This is a genomic window from Streptomyces sp. MGP-BFMKR1 (assembly GCF_057766585.1).
In genome coordinates this window covers 6,372,844-6,387,680 of the sequence record NZ_CM173408.1, presented here as the reverse complement: position 1 = coordinate 6,387,680, position 14,837 = coordinate 6,372,844, and the positions used below count along the sequence as shown (strand labels likewise).

The 14,837-nt window shown below is 74.5% G+C and carries 10 protein-coding genes; 2 read left to right on the top strand and 8 right to left on the bottom strand.

Going from position 1 to position 14,837, the window contains the following annotated elements; genetic code table 11:
• The 7 genes from AC3CHW_RS25495 to AC3CHW_RS25465 all read right to left on the bottom strand — a co-directional run bounded on the left by AC3CHW_RS25495 (nt 1) and on the right by AC3CHW_RS25465 (nt 9,369).
• Nucleotides 1–1,551, bottom strand: a complete 1,551-nt coding sequence (locus AC3CHW_RS25495) for an AMP-binding protein (RefSeq protein ID WP_488468036.1) — start codon at nt 1,549–1,551, stop codon at nt 1–3.
• Entirely contained in the window at nt 1,548–1,835 is a 288-nt protein-coding gene (locus AC3CHW_RS25490; protein ID WP_176161471.1) for a phosphopantetheine-binding protein, read from the bottom strand. The genes AC3CHW_RS25495 and AC3CHW_RS25490 overlap by 4 nt, the downstream gene beginning before the upstream one ends.
• Nucleotides 1,836–1,970: 135 nt before the next feature.
• Nucleotides 1,971–3,134 carry an SDR family oxidoreductase gene (locus AC3CHW_RS25485; protein ID WP_466294103.1) on the bottom strand — a complete coding sequence of 388 codons (1,164 nt, stop codon included), beginning with the start codon at nt 3,132–3,134 and terminating at the stop codon, nt 1,971–1,973.
• Between the two features lie 185 nt (nt 3,135–3,319).
• Nucleotides 3,320–4,195 carry an alpha/beta fold hydrolase gene (locus AC3CHW_RS25480; RefSeq protein ID WP_459248526.1) on the bottom strand — a complete coding sequence of 292 codons (876 nt, stop codon included), beginning with the start codon at nt 4,193–4,195 and terminating at the stop codon, nt 3,320–3,322.
• 86 nt (nt 4,196–4,281) lie between these two features.
• Nucleotides 4,282–4,467 carry a hypothetical protein gene (locus AC3CHW_RS25475; protein ID WP_398612003.1) on the bottom strand — a complete coding sequence of 62 codons (186 nt, stop codon included), beginning with the start codon at nt 4,465–4,467 and terminating at the stop codon, nt 4,282–4,284.
• Between the two features lie 181 nt (nt 4,468–4,648).
• Nucleotides 4,649–6,664 carry an AfsR/SARP family transcriptional regulator gene (locus AC3CHW_RS25470; protein WP_488468035.1) on the bottom strand — a complete coding sequence of 672 codons (2,016 nt, stop codon included), beginning with the start codon at nt 6,662–6,664 and terminating at the stop codon, nt 4,649–4,651.
• A gap of 2,129 nt (nt 6,665–8,793) precedes the next feature.
• Nucleotides 8,794–9,369 (bottom strand): TetR/AcrR family transcriptional regulator, encoded by a 576-nt coding sequence (locus AC3CHW_RS25465; protein ID WP_488468034.1) that lies wholly within the window; start codon nt 9,367–9,369, stop codon nt 8,794–8,796.
• Between the two features lie 96 nt (nt 9,370–9,465).
• Here AC3CHW_RS25465 and AC3CHW_RS25460 point away from each other — a divergent pair, with 96 nt between their 5' ends.
• Both AC3CHW_RS25460 and AC3CHW_RS25455 read left to right on the top strand, forming a co-directional pair.
• Nucleotides 9,466–9,900, top strand: coding sequence for a nuclear transport factor 2 family protein (locus AC3CHW_RS25460; protein WP_488468033.1), 435 nt, complete (start codon nt 9,466–9,468; stop codon nt 9,898–9,900).
• Entirely contained in the window at nt 9,897–10,823 is a 927-nt protein-coding gene (locus tag AC3CHW_RS25455) for an NAD(P)H-binding protein (RefSeq protein WP_488468032.1), read from the top strand. Before AC3CHW_RS25460 ends, AC3CHW_RS25455 begins: the two co-directional genes overlap by 4 nt.
• A gap of 455 nt (nt 10,824–11,278) precedes the next feature.
• Here the strand turns inward: AC3CHW_RS25455 and AC3CHW_RS25450 are convergent, their stop codons facing one another.
• Nucleotides 11,279–14,737: a hypothetical protein gene (locus tag AC3CHW_RS25450; protein ID WP_488468031.1), complete on the bottom strand. Its 3,459-nt coding sequence runs from the start codon at nt 14,735–14,737 to the stop codon at nt 11,279–11,281.
• Between the last annotated feature and the right edge of the window lie 100 nt (nt 14,738–14,837).

Genomic DNA, 14,837 nt, shown 5'->3' with positions numbered 1-14,837 from the left:
TTACCGTTCCGCGAGCCGGGTCAGCTCGCCGGCGGCGAGCCGGCGCGCGACCTCGAGTCGCTTGACCTTCCAGGTGGCGGTGTGCGGGATATCGTCCCAGCGGCAGTGCACCGGGTCCGCAAGCGGCGGCAGTTCCTTGATCGCCGCCGCCCAGGCCACCGGGTCGAGCGGCAGGTCACCGCGCGTGCACACCAGCGGCACCGGCAGCCCGTCCTCGACCGGGATCAGCACGGCCTCGGTGAGCTGCGGGATGCTCTCCAGGATGTGGTCCTCGGTGGCCAGCAGGCTGTCCACGCCGCTGGCGCGGTCCACCAGCCGGTCGTACAGGTGCAGGCAGCCCTTCTTGCTGACCATCCCGTAGTCCCCCATCGCCCACCAGCCGTTCTTCCGCTGGTCGGGGTAGCCGATGTAGCTGGGGGTGATGCCGCCGGAGCGGGCGAAGATCGCGCCGGGGGTCTGCTTGCCGAGATCGGTGTCGCCGTTCTCGTCGCTGATGCGGATCCTGGTGTGCCCGAAGACCGGCTTGCCCACGCAGCGGCCGTCCTCGCAGCCGCCGCCGAGCCGGTGCAGCTTGACGGTGACGGGGCCGGTCTCGGACTGGCCGTACGCCTGGAGGTAGCGGGCCTTGGGCTTGGCGACCCGCAGCAGCGTGTTGATGGTCCTGGGGTGGGCGGCGTCGAAGGAGCTGAGGAACATCCGTACGCCCGCGAAGAGTTCGGGCCGCTGCTCGGCCACCTCCTCCCAGCGGATGAACACGTTGGGCACGGTCTCCAGGAGGCCGGGGCGGACCCGGGCCATCATGGCGGCGGCGTTGGCCGGCTCGGGGTCGACCATGAAGCCCAGCGGCACGCCGAGGGCGAGGATGGCGAGCATGCCGGACATGCTGCGCGCGTGCACCGGCGACAGGCACATCAGCAGCGGGTCGTTGACGCGCAGCACCCGGCCGATCATGACCTGCGGCTTGGCGTGTCCGGCGAAGCTCTTGACGGAGTGCACGACCAGCTTGGGCACCCCGGTGGTGCCGGAGCTGTGCGTGACCAACTGCGGGGAGTCCTGCGGTGGCACGGCCAGCGCGGGCAGCGGGGCCGGGCTCAGGTCGCCGAGCGAGCGGCCGTGGGCGCCGGCGGCGCCGACGTACCAGCGGGGCGCGGCGTCGGCCGCCACCTCGGCCAGGGTGCCGCCGGCCTCGATGGCGGCGTCGGTGACGATCGCGACCGGTTCGGTGGTGCGCACCAGCGCGCCGAGCGAGGCCGCCCCGACCGCGTCGTGCACCAGCACGGGCACGGCGCCGATCCGGGCGCACGCGAAGGCGAGCAGCGGCACGTCGAAGTTGGGCCGCTTGACGATGACGACCCGGCCGCCGGCGCTGACCCCGGCGGCGGCGAGCAGCCCCGCGGCCTGGTCGACGCGGTCGCGGAAGTCCACGAAGCTCAGCTCGGTGCCGGCGGCCGGGAACAGGTCGAGCGGGCGGTCCAGGTAGAGGGAGGCGCCCGGGTGGCGGCGCGCGGCCTCCGCGGGCGCGGTGGCCAGCGCCATGGTGCGCCGGCTCACTGGTCGGCTCCCTCGCGCACGGCCGCGCGGGTGTCGGGCTCGGCGGCGATGTGCGCCACCAGGTTGTCGAACGAGGAGACGGCGTCGACCGAGTCCAGCAGGTCCCACTCGACGCCGAACGTCTCGTCGATGGCGTCGAGCAGGCGCATGAAGCCGGTCGAGGTCAGGCCGAGGTTCCACAGCGGCACCGTGCGGGCACCCGGCTCGTCCAGCGGCACGGCGCCGCCGACTATGTCCTCCAGCAGGGCGCGCAGCTTCTCCGCTACTGCTTCCGGGCTGTGCATTGGGGTCCTCCATTCACTGCCCGCGTGTGCTGGCAGGCTCGGGTGGTACGGGTGGTGCGGGCGATACGGACAGTGCGGGCGATACGGGGAGTGCGGCGGTCGCGACCGCCGTCTGCGGGCCGCGACCGCCGCGGCCTAGGCCACGCGCAGGCGCTCGGTGGCGGGCTTGACCACGCGTCCGAGGCCGGCGCTCTCGTCGAACCCCCGCTGCTGGCGCAGGAAGTACAGGACGTACTCGGCCAGGTCGTCGATGCCCATCGGAGCCCGCGAGGCGTCCGCGCCGCAGACGGCGTCGGTGTGCGTCAGGTCGAACGTCTTGCTGTTCTTCATGTGCGGGCGGTAGAAGTCCATGCCCTTGTCGAAGACGTCGTCCACGGGCGTGAAGTCGGTGGTGTCCGAGGCCCAGATGGGGCTGGGCAGGCCGACCAGGTCCATCACCGTGGTGATGACGTCGCTGGTGGTGGGCTGCTCGGAGTTGGCCAGGTGGAAGAAGGTCTCCGGCGAGTCGGAGAGCGCGATGGAGACCGCGTTGCGGGCCACCATGTCCACCGGCACGAAGTTCAGCCGCGACTCGGGGTCTGCCAGCAGCCGCACCGGCGTGTCGGGCAGCATCTCGACGCCGAGCCGGCGGCCGGCCACGCGCTTGAAGAGCAGCACCTGCCGGGCGAAGCCGTACATGCCGGACCAGTTGATGCCGTGCCGGGTGACGCTGTGCCCGATGACGATGCTGGGGCGCAGCACGCGGACGCGCATCCGGTCGGCGGCGTCCAGGACCAGCGCCTCGGCCTGGATCTTCGAGCGCTCGTAGCTGTTGTTGGCCACCGAGGTGTCGGTGGCGCGCACCTCGCGGATCAGACCGCGCCGGGCGCCGGCGACGTAGGAGGTGCTGACGTAGTTGAACGTGGTGGCGCCGAGGTCCTGGGCCAACTGGAGGATGTTGCGGGTGCCGCCGATGTTCTGCGCCTCGATCTCCTCGCGGTACTCCTCCTCGTACCGCAGGGACGCCGCGCAGTGCCACAGCTCGTCGATCCGGGGGGCGGTGGCCAGGTCGACGCCGCCGCCGGCGACGGTCATGTCGCCGCGGATGGCCCGGGTGCGCTCGGCGATCGCGGTGGCCAGCTCGGGGCGTCCGTACCCCTCGGCCAGGCCGTTCAGCGCCTCGTGCAGGCGCTTGGTTGCTACCTCGTCGTCGCTGCCGCGCACCATGGCGTAGATGACGCCCTCGGTGCGCTCCAGCAGTTCCAGGACCACGGTGCCGCCGACAAAGCCGGTGGCCCCGGTCAGCAGACGGATCGTCATTAGTGCTTCTCCCAGGGGATGGTGACAGCGCGGTCAGTCCGCTCGCCGCGGCGGCGGTGACTGTCGATCGGTCGCGTGGGTGCGGCGGGGGCGGGCCGCGGGGGCGCGCCGGCACGGGGTGGCGGCCGACGCGCGCCGGGCGGTCGGGCGGTTCGCGCCGGTCCGCTCCCCCGCCGGGTGGTGGATCAGGCCGACACGTGCTGGCCGGCCGCCACCAGTTCGCGCAGGAACTCGCCGGTGGCCTTCTGGAAGCCGTCCGGGTCGTCGAAGAAGGGCACGTGGCCGGCGCGGGCCAGGGTCACGGCGCGCGAACCCGGGATGCGGGCCAGCGCGTCCTCGACGACCGACTCGCTCCAGGAGAAGTCGCCGTCGCCGAGGATGAGCAGGGTGGGCGCGGTGATCCGGGACAGCAGCTCGGGGTTGTCGTCCAGTTCGAGGGAGGCGAGGAAGTTCTCCTTGATGCCCTCGGCGGTGAACAGCGAGGCGAAGCTGTCGCGCAGCGCCAGGTAGGCGGGCAGGCCGCCGCCGTTGATGGTCTGGTCGCAGAAGGACATGGCGTACAGGTGGTTGAAGAACTGCGGGATGCCGCCCGAGTCCAGGCTCGCCACCCAGGAGCGGGTGACCAGCTCGCGGCGCAGGCCGCCGTTGGGCGAGAACGCCGGGCCGACCAGGACCAGGCCGGCGACGCGCTCGGGGTACCTGAGCGCGAAGTCGCGCACGATGAGGGTGGAGATCGAGGTGCCGATCAGGTACGTCCTGTCCACCTTGAGGTGGTCGAGGAGGGCCTTGAGGTCCTCGACGTGGTCCACGAAGCGGACCTTCTCCGGGCCGGGCTTGGAGTTGCCCTGGTTGCGCAGGTCGTAGTTGATGAGCTGGAAGTCGCCCTCCAACTGGGTGGTGAAGCCGTGCCAGAAAGGGCTCACCATGGCGAAGTTGTTGAGCATGACGACGGCGGGGCCCTCGCCGCGCACCTCGTAGCTCAGCTCCACACCGCCGCCGAGCGCCAGCGTCTCGTGGTCGGCGTACCGGACGTCGAGTTGTCCGAACTCCAGGTCTGCCATGTTGGTTCGTCCTCCGTTGTCATCGCACGACTGCGCGGGTGCGTAGGTGCGCTCGGCGTGGTGGGGCCTGGGCGGGGTCGTGGCCGTCAGCGGCGGGACTCCCGACCGCCGTGGGCCGGGTCGGTGCCGACCCCGGCGCGCGGTCCCGGGTCCGCGGCGCGCTCGGCCGCGCAGCGCACCTCGAAGCGACATCCGCTGATGTCACCGTGGCCCGCTGCGACGACCTCCACGTCAAGCCCTGCGGGCACCAGCGGCCATCCGCCGTGTCCCATGGGGCACCCCCTGTCTGCTTCGCCCGCCGGCCGTGGGCTCGCCGCTTCGTCGCGGTCGGCGCGCGGCCGGTGGGGAGGCATGTCGGAGCGTTGTTCGAACGCTCCGGGAACGATCCTGCTGGCCGGTGGCCAAGGCGCGTTCAAGGCGTGGAAAAGGGGCGCCCAGGGAACAGGGGTTGACTTACGCGGAGGTACCCGCCGCGGCCGGCACGGCACGCTCGCGCGCTCCGGGCAGGACGTGCAACGCGGCGGTCGCCGGCGCGTGTACGGGCACGGACAGCCGGATCAACACGGGGATACGAAACAGTGGCACGGCGTCCGGACCCTCGCGCCACATCTCCGCCACGCAGTGGTCGAGAAGCTGTCCGACCAGCATCTCCGCACTCCAGGCGTCCACGCCGAGCAGCGTCGCGGCGCGCGCGATGGTGAACGGCTCGCCGCCGGCGGCCGACAGCAGCGTCAGCGCCTCGTACGCGGTCTGGTCAAGGCGCGCGCAAGCGCTGGCAAGGCGGGCCAGGACGTCGAAGGAACCCGTGCGCAACTGGGCGATGCGGTGGTCCTCCTCGGCCAGCCGCGCGGCGAGGTCGGTGACCGACCACATGGGCCGTGCGGCCAGCTTCTCGCCCGCGGCGCGCACCGCGAGCGGCAGGTTGCCGGTCAGCCGCACCACCTGGCGGGCCACCGCCGAGTCCGCGCCGACCCGGTGGCGGCCGGCGAGCGACGCGAACAGCTCGGCCGCCTCGTCGGTCTCCATCGGGCCGAGTTCCACGGTGGCCGCGCCCGGCAGGCCCGGCAGCCGCACCCGGGAGGTGACCAGCACCGTGCTGCCCGGGCCGCCCGGCAGCAGCGGCGCCACCTGGTCGGCCGACGTGGCGTCGTCGAGCAGGACCAGCAGCCGCCGCTCCGCGCTCCAGTTGCGGAAGATGCGCCCCAGTTCCTCGGTGTCGTCGGGCAGGTCGACCACCGGGTGCCCCAGGTCGCGCAGGAGCGCGCGCAGCACGCCCGCGGGGCGCACCGGGCGGTCGTCGTCGTCGTGCAGCCGCGCGTACAACTGCCCGTCGGGGAAGAGTTCGCGCAGCCGGTGCGCGGCGTGCACGGCCAGCGCGGTCTTGCCGGCGCCGGCGCCACCGAGCACGGTGACGATGCGGGGCGCGGAGCGCGCGCCGGCGGCCGGCTGCGCCAACTCCTCCAGGCGCGCCAACTCGGCGCGGCGCCCGGTGAAGTCGGCGGTGTCCACCGGCAGTTGGGCCGGTGGGCGGTGGGCCGCCGCCGGGTGGGCCGCGAGGGCGGCGGCCGGCGCGGGCACGGCCGGCGCCAGCGGGCCCGGCTCGGGCTGTCCGGCACCGGCGGGCGCGGTCAGCACGACCGGCTCGGCGCGCACCGCGGGCTGGTCGATTTCGAGGGTCTCGTTGAGCACGTCCCACTGGAGCTTCTGCAACCGCTCCGACGGGTCGATGCCCAGGTCCTCGACGAGGTTGCGGCGCAGCCGGCTGAACGCGTCGAGCGCCATGCTGCGCTGGTCGGCCCGGTAGGCGGCGCGCATGAGCTGCGCCGTGAACTCCTCGTGCACCGGGTGCGCCGCGGTGAGCTGCCGCAGTTCGCCCAGCAGGCTGCGGTGCCGGCCGAGTTGCAGCTCGGCCTCGATGCGCAGTTCGAGGGCGCTGATCCGGGCCTCGGAGATCTGCGTGATCCGGGCCGCGAGCACCGGCCCCGCCTCAAGCCCGGCGAACGGGTCGCCGCGCCACAGCGCCAGCGCGGAGCGCAGCGTGGCCACCACGTTCAGCGCGTCCCCCTTGCCGAGGGCGCGCCGCGCCTGGGTGACCCGGCGCTCGAACTCCCACAGGTCCAGCTCGTCCACCAGCAGGTTGATCCGGTAGCCGTTGGGGCACGTCTCCAGCCGGTTGGTGGGGCCCGACGCGCTCTGGAGCGCCCGGCGGAGCTGGTAGACGTAGGTCTGTACGGTCTTGCGGGCGAGCCGGGGCGGCTCGTCCTCCCACAACTCCTCGATCAGCGCGGACGTCGTGACCAGCCGGTTGGCGTGGATGAGCAGCACGGCCAGGGCGCGCCGGGCCATGGGCGCCGATGGCGTGCGGCTCTCGCCCCGCTCTCTGACCTCCATCGGTCCGAGCACCCCGATGCGCAGGGCCGTCGGCTCGGTATCGGGTGTGCCCGCATAGGGCAACGCGCCGTCCTTCATGTCTTCCCCCGTGTTGCGTTGTCACATCGCGCATGGTTCCCACCGACGACTCGCGGGGCGAGTGGGCCCCGCGGGCTCACCGGGGTGGGGCTCGGCCGGCCAGTGGGTCCGGCGTGGGGCCGGGCACCGGGCCGCGGCGCTGGGCGCCCGCCGCGGTCGCGGCGCGGGCATCGAGTGTCGAGCGCCGCCACGGCTCGCCCGGTGCGGGCCGGCGGCGCGGAGTCGGGGCGGCGAGGCGCCCGACGGCGGACGGGATGGTGGTGGGTGAGGCGGTGATGGGTGAGGCGGTGGCGTACGGGACGGCGGCGCGCGCGGTCACCCGGGCGGGTGCGCCGACTCGGGCGGGGGCGCCGACCCGGGCGGGGGCGACGCGGAAACGCGCGGTGGTACGTGCCGGCGGGGCGTCCCGCGACAGCGTTGCCACGGGTGGCGTGGCGGCCGGCGCCGCGGGCGAGCCGGGCCTCGCGTGCGCTCCGGCGGGCGTCGCGAGCGGCCCGGCGGTGGTGGGGAGCACTCCGGCGCTGGTGGCGGGTAGCGCGGTTCGCGGGCGAGCCGTGCGCACCCGGCCGGGGGCCGGCCCCGTGCCGCACCGGGGACGGGGCGATCCACCGCTTACCGCCCGGGTGCGGGCCGCTAACCGCGGACGAGGTGGCCGGGTGCTCATGGGGCTGACCGTACGGCGCGCCGCAGATCGGCGCAGTAGCACCACCGGAATCGGGTGACTAGCAGGAAATTGCCGTTGTCTTCGGCGGCCTTGCCATTCGGCGAACGAAACGACTGACAGAAATGCGGGACGCGCTTGCCGCGCACGCCCGTGGCGCCCGGTTCGGGGTGGTTCCCGCCGCTGACGTAAGTGGCGGATTCGCCCGCTCGATCCGCGCTACGGGCCGCGGCGTCGACCCTCGCGCGGGATAGGGGAAGAGAGAAATGAGAACGGTGACCGCTCGGTGCGGCGACACGCATCCCTGGACCCTCCATGTCTCATGCTGACGAGTTTTCCCAGCGATCCCAGTAGCTACGTGGCCAGTTGGGTCGCATCCAGTGCGTCGCGCCGGTGAATCATGGCATAGGACCCGGCCGGATTTCCATGGTGATTCCGAGGCGCCGTTCCCCCTTCGCACCGATCAACGCCTTGTTCATTGCCGCGCCATATGACTGCCATCCCTCGGCGGCCACCAGCGTGAGCATCGGCACAGCGCCGGCACCCGACAGGCCCGCGCGCGCCCGTACCGACGGCTGGTCGGTGTCCGCCGCCGCGCAATACGCCGCCCCCGACCACCGGCCAGGTCGCGCGGGCCGCCCCGCACCAGGCCACCGACCGGCCCGCCACGCCCGGCACCCGCCGCCCCACCAGGGCACATGCCACGCCACGGGCGCCCGGCGACCACGTCGGAACACCCGTCGCGGGCCGGCGCCGGCCCGCCCCGGTCCCGCGACCGGCTCCGGGGCCTTGCCCCCCAACACCGGCGGGCACATCGCGCACGCGAAATCCGCACCGATTGGCCGGGTATGCACCGGACCTTTCCTCACCGCCCGTCATTACCGGACCGGAAACGGGGGCCGGTCGGCGGAATCCGCGGCGTCAGCAACCCCGGTGCGGCGAAATGCGCTATCGCCGCCGGCCCCCCACAACACCCCTCAAGCACCCCGGTAACCCCGCTATCCCCGGCAGGATTCCGTGAATTCCGGCTGGCACGTTACGGGCGACGCCGGACGGGGAAGCCCGCGAAGCGGCCACGCCTCGCCGACCATTCTCCGACCCGCATTTCCAACCCAGCACACGACGCGTACCCAGCACGAACCGCCACTCGGACGCCGTTCCGAACTCGTGGCAGGTTACGCGGACTTCACCGCGTCGCGCATATCACCGCACCCCTGATCGTACGCCAAACCCCCTACGGTAACGGCCTTTCCGCCATTCACGCACCCGACAGGCCAAGGCGCCCGGACGCCATCCCCCGCGTCGAACTCCCACCGCGCGCGACAGGGAATGCGAGCACTCCGAAAGCGCGCAATGCGCGGGGCGGCGCGGCCCGGCAGCCCCACGGAAGCGACACCAGCGCCGAAGGCACCATCGGGCCACTCCGGGACACCCGCCAGCGACCGGCGGGCGGGGCGCTACCGCCTCGCTAACCGAGCACCGCGGACACGAAGCCCGCCAGTCGCCGGCGCACCTCATCCCCCGTCAACCCCTCGACCGACACCAGGTGTTCCACGAGGTCGGCCCGGGTCGCGGCCAACAGGACGTGGGCGGCGTAGTCGGCGTCCGACACGTCGGGCAGGTCCCGCAGCACGTCGCGGAGGGTCGCGTGCCACCCGACGTAGTGCCCGGCCTGGTACGGGCTGCCGCCGCCGGCGTCCTCCAGGGCCAGCGTCAGGTGCCGGTTGGCGAGCTTGAACTCCAGCACGGCGTCGAGCAGCGCCAGGGCCCGCTCCCGGGGCGCGCCACCCGGGCCGAGCGGCGGCGGCCCGGCCTCCACGGCCTGCCGCAGCGGCTCGATCCGGGCCTCGACCAGGGCGCGGATCAGCCCCGTCCGATCCCCGAACCGCCGGAAGAGGGTTCCCTTGCCGACCCCGGCCGCCGCCGCCACGTCGTCCATCGAGATGCCGCGCGGGCGCTCGCTGCGAGCGAACAGCGCGTCGGCCGCCGCCAACACGGCCTCACGGTTGCGCGCGGCGTCCGCGCGCTCCCTCCGTACGGTCACGGAACCCTCCTCTTGCGATGCGGACCGACGGTCCGTATATTGTCGACGAACACAAGCGGACTATCGGTCCGTATCGTATCGGACGGAGCACTTCCGATGACCGACCCCATGACACCGGTGGACCTCTTCCGCCACGGGCTGCGCCTGCTGCTCGCCAGGGACATCGACGGCTGGGTGGCGCTCAGCGACGAGCGGGTGCTGGTCGAGTTCCCGTACGCCCCGCCCGGCTACCCGCGGCGGCTGACGGGCCGCGCCGAACTCGCCGCGTACCTGCGGGACTACCCCGCCCACATCGACCTGCGCGACGTCGCCCACCTGGAGATCCACGAGACCGCCGACCCGACGACCATCGTCGCCGAGTGGCGCGGCACCGGCCGCGTCGTGGCGACCGGCGCGCCCTACGACATGACGTACGTCGTCGTCGCGACCGCCCACGACGGGCGCTTCACGCGCTACCGCGACTACTGGAACCCGCTCGCCATCCCGGACTCGATGGCCGCCGAGCAGACCACCGCGAGGAGCGCGTCATGACCGAGCACGACACCGCACCGGCCACCCCGACCACCCCGGCTACCACCGACACCACTGGAACCACCCTGGTCACCGGGGCCACGGGCAACACCGGCGGGCGCATCGTCCGTCGGCTCGTCTCGCTCGGGCGGCCCGTCACCGCGGCCAGCCGTGGCGCCGCCGCGCCGGCGGGCGCCCGGGGCGCGCGCTTCGACTGGTACGACCCCGCCACCCACGGCGACGCCCTGCGCGGCGTGGACCGGCTGTACGTCGTCCCACCGGTCAGCGACCTCGATCCCGCGCCGGTCGTCCTGCCGTTCCTGCGCCGGGCGCGCGCGGCCGGCGTGCGCCGCGTCGTACTCCTCAGCTCGTCCGCCGTCCGCGCCGGCGACCCGGGCGTGGGGCAGGTGCACGCCGCGCTCGGCGACCTCTTCGACACCTGGACCGTGCTGCGGCCGTCGTGGTTCATGCAGAACTTCACCGGCCACCACCCACACGCCGACAGCGTCCGCGGCGACGGCGTGCTCACCACCGCCACCGGCACCGGCCGCGTCGGCTTCGTGGACGCCGACGACATCGCCGCGGTCGCCGTCCACGCGCTGACCGACGACCCGCCACCCACCGGCGACCTGGTCATCACCGGCCCCGAGGCGCTGAGTTACGACGCGGTCGCCGCCCTGCTCAGCGCGGTGACGGGCCGCCCCGTCAGCCACGCCCCGGTCGGCTTCGCCGACCTGCGCGACCGGTTGGCGGCCGAACTGCCCGTGGTGTACGCCGCGTTCCTTGCCGGGCTCGACCGCGCCATCGCCGAGGGCGCCGAGGACCGCGTCACCGACACCGTGCTGCGCGTCACGGGCCGCCCGCCCCGCACCCTCCGCGAGCACGCCGTCGCCCATCTGGGCCAGCGCCCCGCGCCGGTCACGCGCCCTGATCGCACGCCCTGATCGCACGCGTCCGACGTACGCGCCTGGTGACGCGCGCCCCGGGCGGGCAGCCCTGGCCGCGCGCCCTGGCGCCCCGTTCGAGGAGCTTGCACGAGGCGGGCCAGCGCGGGCCGGTACCGGCCGGCGCGCGGTGCGCGGATCGCCGCCCGGCGCGTGCGCCGTGGCGACGGCCGGGGGCATGGCCGGTGGCCGGGCGTTGTCAGTGGTCGGTCGTAGCGTGTGAGTCGTCCCTATCCACGCTGCTGGCTGCTGCGCGATGCGGACACCGGGCCGGACCCACCCGGGTCCGGCCCGCACCCGGCCCTGCCACCGACCGCGCGCCCGCGTGTCCCACCGACCGCTGCCGTGCCGGCCGACGGCTGATCGCCCGAAGGAGGACGCGGATGTGCACCGTTCGGGGCCGAAGCGGCACGGTGGTCGGCCGACTCGGCCCGTGGCGCCGGGACGCGGCGCGGCTAGCGCCGCAGCGCGTGGACGAACTGCGGGATGGCGGCGGCCACGTGCGCCCCCAGGTCGATCGCCGCGTGCGCCGCGGGCACGCCGGGCGCGTCCGCGAACTCGGGGAGGCCGAGGAAGGCGAAGAGCGGCCCGATCGGGCCGAGGACCGCCGCCCACTCCCCCGCGCCGTCCGCGAGCCGCCCGTCCTCCCACGCCCGGACCAGCAGCGGGAGGGTGCACAGCGCCGCCAGCGTGGTGACGACGGGCGCCGCCTCGTGCAGGGCCCGGCCCGCCTCGGTGTCGTGTCCCAACAGGTCGAGCAGGCTGCCGATCCCGGCGACGACCTCGCCGAGCGCCAGGTACGGGACGTGCTCGCCGGAGTGGGTGGCCAGCGTCCGGTCGCCGAAGCCGGCCCCGAGCACCACCAGGCTCGACGCCAGGACGCCGCCGTGGAAGTGGCGCAGCAGCGGCTGGTCCGGCGCGCGCGGCGTCCACAGGTCGACGCCGGCCCGCGCGAACGCCAGGTAGCAGGTGCTCATGCTGGTCAACACCCCGAGCGCCAGGGCCTGTTCGTCCCCGTCCCGAGGCACGGGCCCGGCGCCGGTGTGGTACGGCCAGACCCCGTCGGGGAACAGGCTGGCCCGGGCGTCGCCCGTGGCGACCTTGTACGCGATGGTCGCCGGGTAGGCGGCCATGAGCGCGAGGAGGCCGCCGACGGTCGGCGTGTCGTCGTCCTCGCGCCGCGCGGCGCGGGCGGCCTGCTGCCACAGCGGGGTGAGCCGCGACCCGTCCAACGCGGTGTTCAGCGAGCTGGCGATCGCGCCCACGGCGGCGTCCACGACCCGCAGCAGGCTGTGCACGATCTCCCGCACGCACCCGAAGACCGCCCGCAGGCACTTCCTGGCCTCGGCCAGCAGGTGGGCGAGGTCCTGGTCGTACACCTGCCGCTGGCTGCCGACGAGGCCGCCGACCGCCTCCCACAGGGCGTGCAGATGGCACAGGACGCGCTCCCTGACCGCGGCGAAGTCCGTGGCGAAGGCCCGCTCGAGCGCGGGGTCGAGCCGGGGGGCGGGGAAGGTCAGCGGGCCGAGTCGCTGGAGCCGCTCCTCGAGCCAGCCGGCGATCGGGTCGTTGAGGGCCTCGAAGACCACCGGGTGGGGCACCGCGAGGGCGATGCCGGCCTGGAACGTCTTGTCCTTGAGCAGGCCGTGCGCGAGCACGTCGAGCAGTTGGTCGAGGTCGCCCTCGCGCGCGTCGAGCCAGGCGTCGACGGCCCGGTCCAGGTGGGCGAACCCGTCGGCGTCGGCGACCGTCCGGGAGAGGTTCATGGCCCGTTGGAGCGCCGTCTTGGCCTCCCACACGGCCTTCCAGTCGGTCGCGGCGCTCAACCAGCCGATCACCTCCCGGGAGGGGACGCCGACGCCCGCGAAGCACGCGCCGACGGCCCGCCCGCCCTCCTCCATGCCCCGCACGGGCAACCGGACGCCCGGCGCGACGGGCCGCCCCGCGAGCGCCAGTCCGGTCGCCGCCCAGCCCGTCCCGTCCGGGGCCCAACCCCCCACCTCGACCACGCCGCGCTCCACCCCGAACCACAGGTCGCCGATCACGAGCGGGTCCCCGTCGCCGTCCGCCCCGGCCCGCGTGCCCTGGGCCGTGGCGCTGGCTACGGCCTCGTACTCACTGGCGGTATCCGCGGCATCGGTGCTGGTCGGCGCGTCGGTGGCGGTCGGTACGGGTACGGCGGGCGGGGCGGCCGGTCCCTCCAGCGCGTGCCGGGCGATCGTCCGGATGGCCTCGGCGGTGCGGGCGAGCCGGTCGGGGGCAACGCCTGCGGCGAGGTCGCCCAGCGCCGCTCCCCCGGCGTCGAACGCGGGCAGCCGCCCCCGGGCGTCGCTCTCGCGCAGGGTGCCCGTGCCGGCGAGGTAGGCGAGCGTCTTGGTGCCGGGGCGAAGGGTGGCCGCGTGGTTCCCGGCCCCGTTCGTGAGGACCAGCTCCGTCCTGGCCAGCGTGGTGGCCCGGACCATGAACCGCAGCAGCCCCGCGTGGTCGGTCAGGAACGGCTGGGGCTCCGCGGTCAGTGTGTGCAACGTCGGCTCGACGCCTGTCACTCCGGGCCGCTGCCAGTAGATCTCGCAGTCGCCGGCGTGCGCGGCACTGGCGAGGCCGACCTCGTGCAGGACCAGCGGCCTGCCGGTCGCGTCGAACACGCTCAGCTCGACGTGGTGGAAGTCCGCGGTGTACGCCTCACCGGCGGTGGCGGCTCGGCGCACCTCGACGGAGCGCCACCTGCGTGTACGCGCCTGCTGGACGGCCAGTCGCAGCAGCGGGCCGTCCCGGTGACAGGTGAACAGCGCGGTGTCCCGCTCGCCGCCCGCCCGGCCGGCGACGGCGAACAGGCCGACCTCCCGGTCGATGGGGACCGGCGGCAGCCAGCGCCCCGGCGTCGACCGGCTCTCGCGGATCACCCACAGCCGCCGCGCCACGTCCAGCGCGTACACGTCCCGGAAGGCGTGCTCGGCCCCGCCGAACGGCTCCCGGACGCGATGCGGGACGACGTCGGCGAACTCCACGGCGACGGGCATCGGCGGCACGGGCGCCGGCGCGAGCCGCCCCTCGCCGCCCGCCCGACCGTCGAGGCGGGCGCACGAGAAGGACCCGTCCCGGTTGGCCACCAGGACCAGCACGGCCCCGCCGTCCGGGTACAGCGCCACGACCTGCCGCGCCCGCCTGCCCTCCTCGTCCGCGAGGCGAACGCCGCCACCCCGCGCGCCGTCCGCGCCGCGCCACTCCACACGCACGGGGTACGCGTCGTTGGGTCGCACCCACGCGGCGCAGGCGTACCGACCGTCGCCCAGTTCGACGTCGGCCAGCAGGCCGCCGCCGGGTCCCGCGTCGTCGAACTCCGCCTCCCGCGCCTCCCCTTCGCGGATCAGGCAGTACCGGCCGGCCCCCTGCCGCGCGTACGCCAACCCCTCGCCGTCACGGCGCAACGCCTCCCACCGGGTCCCGTCGTCGGCCGACAGCCGCCGGGCCGGGCCGAAGCCGCCGTCCGGTGTGAGCGCGCAGATGTGCAGGGCGCCCGCGGTGTCCAGCACCACGCAGCGCGGCGGCTGGCCCACGACGACGACCTCGGCCGGCTCGACCCCGGCCCCGAGGTCGAGCGGCGTCACCCGCCAACCGAGCGGGACCCGCGCGTCGCGCACCACGTGCAGGGCCCGGCGCGGCAGCCCGTCGACCGCGCTGACCACCACCGCCTGCGGCACCGCCTCCCCGCCCCCGGCCCGTCCGCCGGCGACCGGCGGCGCGCCGTCGGGCGCGGCGACCCCGCCCGGTGCGTGGAACGGGGCGAAGGGACGGGCGGACGAGACGTCCACCGGGACGCCCACCGCCCGCAGCGTGTCCTGCGTCATCACGTCCAGAACCTGCACGTGAGCGGCGCCGGTCGGGGCCTCGTCGCCGGGTGCTGGTGTGCCCATCCGCATCTCCCTACTGCTGCTGACACCGGTCAGGGGGTCAGCGAGCTACCCCCTCGCGCGGCGGGGTATGCATGTGCTGACAGCTCACGACATACACGTA

Bases quoted from the DNA above. Each gene is read 5' to 3' on its own strand.
- AC3CHW_RS25490 (WP_176161471.1), bottom strand. From the start codon at position 1,835: ATGCACAGCCCGGAAGCAGTAGCGGAGAAGCTGCGCGCCCTGCTGGAG.
- AC3CHW_RS25485 (WP_466294103.1), bottom strand. From the start codon at position 3,134: ATGACGATCCGTCTGCTGACCGGGGCCACCGGCTTTGTCGGCGGCACC.
- AC3CHW_RS25480 (WP_459248526.1), bottom strand. From the start codon at position 4,195: ATGGCAGACCTGGAGTTCGGACAACTCGACGTCCGGTACGCCGACCAC.
- AC3CHW_RS25475 (WP_398612003.1), bottom strand. From the start codon at position 4,467: ATGGGACACGGCGGATGGCCGCTGGTGCCCGCAGGGCTTGACGTGGAG.
- AC3CHW_RS25470 (WP_488468035.1), bottom strand. From the start codon at position 6,664: ATGAAGGACGGCGCGTTGCCCTATGCGGGCACACCCGATACCGAGCCG.
- AC3CHW_RS25460 (WP_488468033.1), top strand. From the start codon at position 9,466: ATGACCGACCCCATGACACCGGTGGACCTCTTCCGCCACGGGCTGCGC.
- AC3CHW_RS25455 (WP_488468032.1), top strand. From the start codon at position 9,897: ATGACCGAGCACGACACCGCACCGGCCACCCCGACCACCCCGGCTACC.
- AC3CHW_RS25450 (WP_488468031.1), bottom strand. From the start codon at position 14,737: ATGGGCACACCAGCACCCGGCGACGAGGCCCCGACCGGCGCCGCTCAC.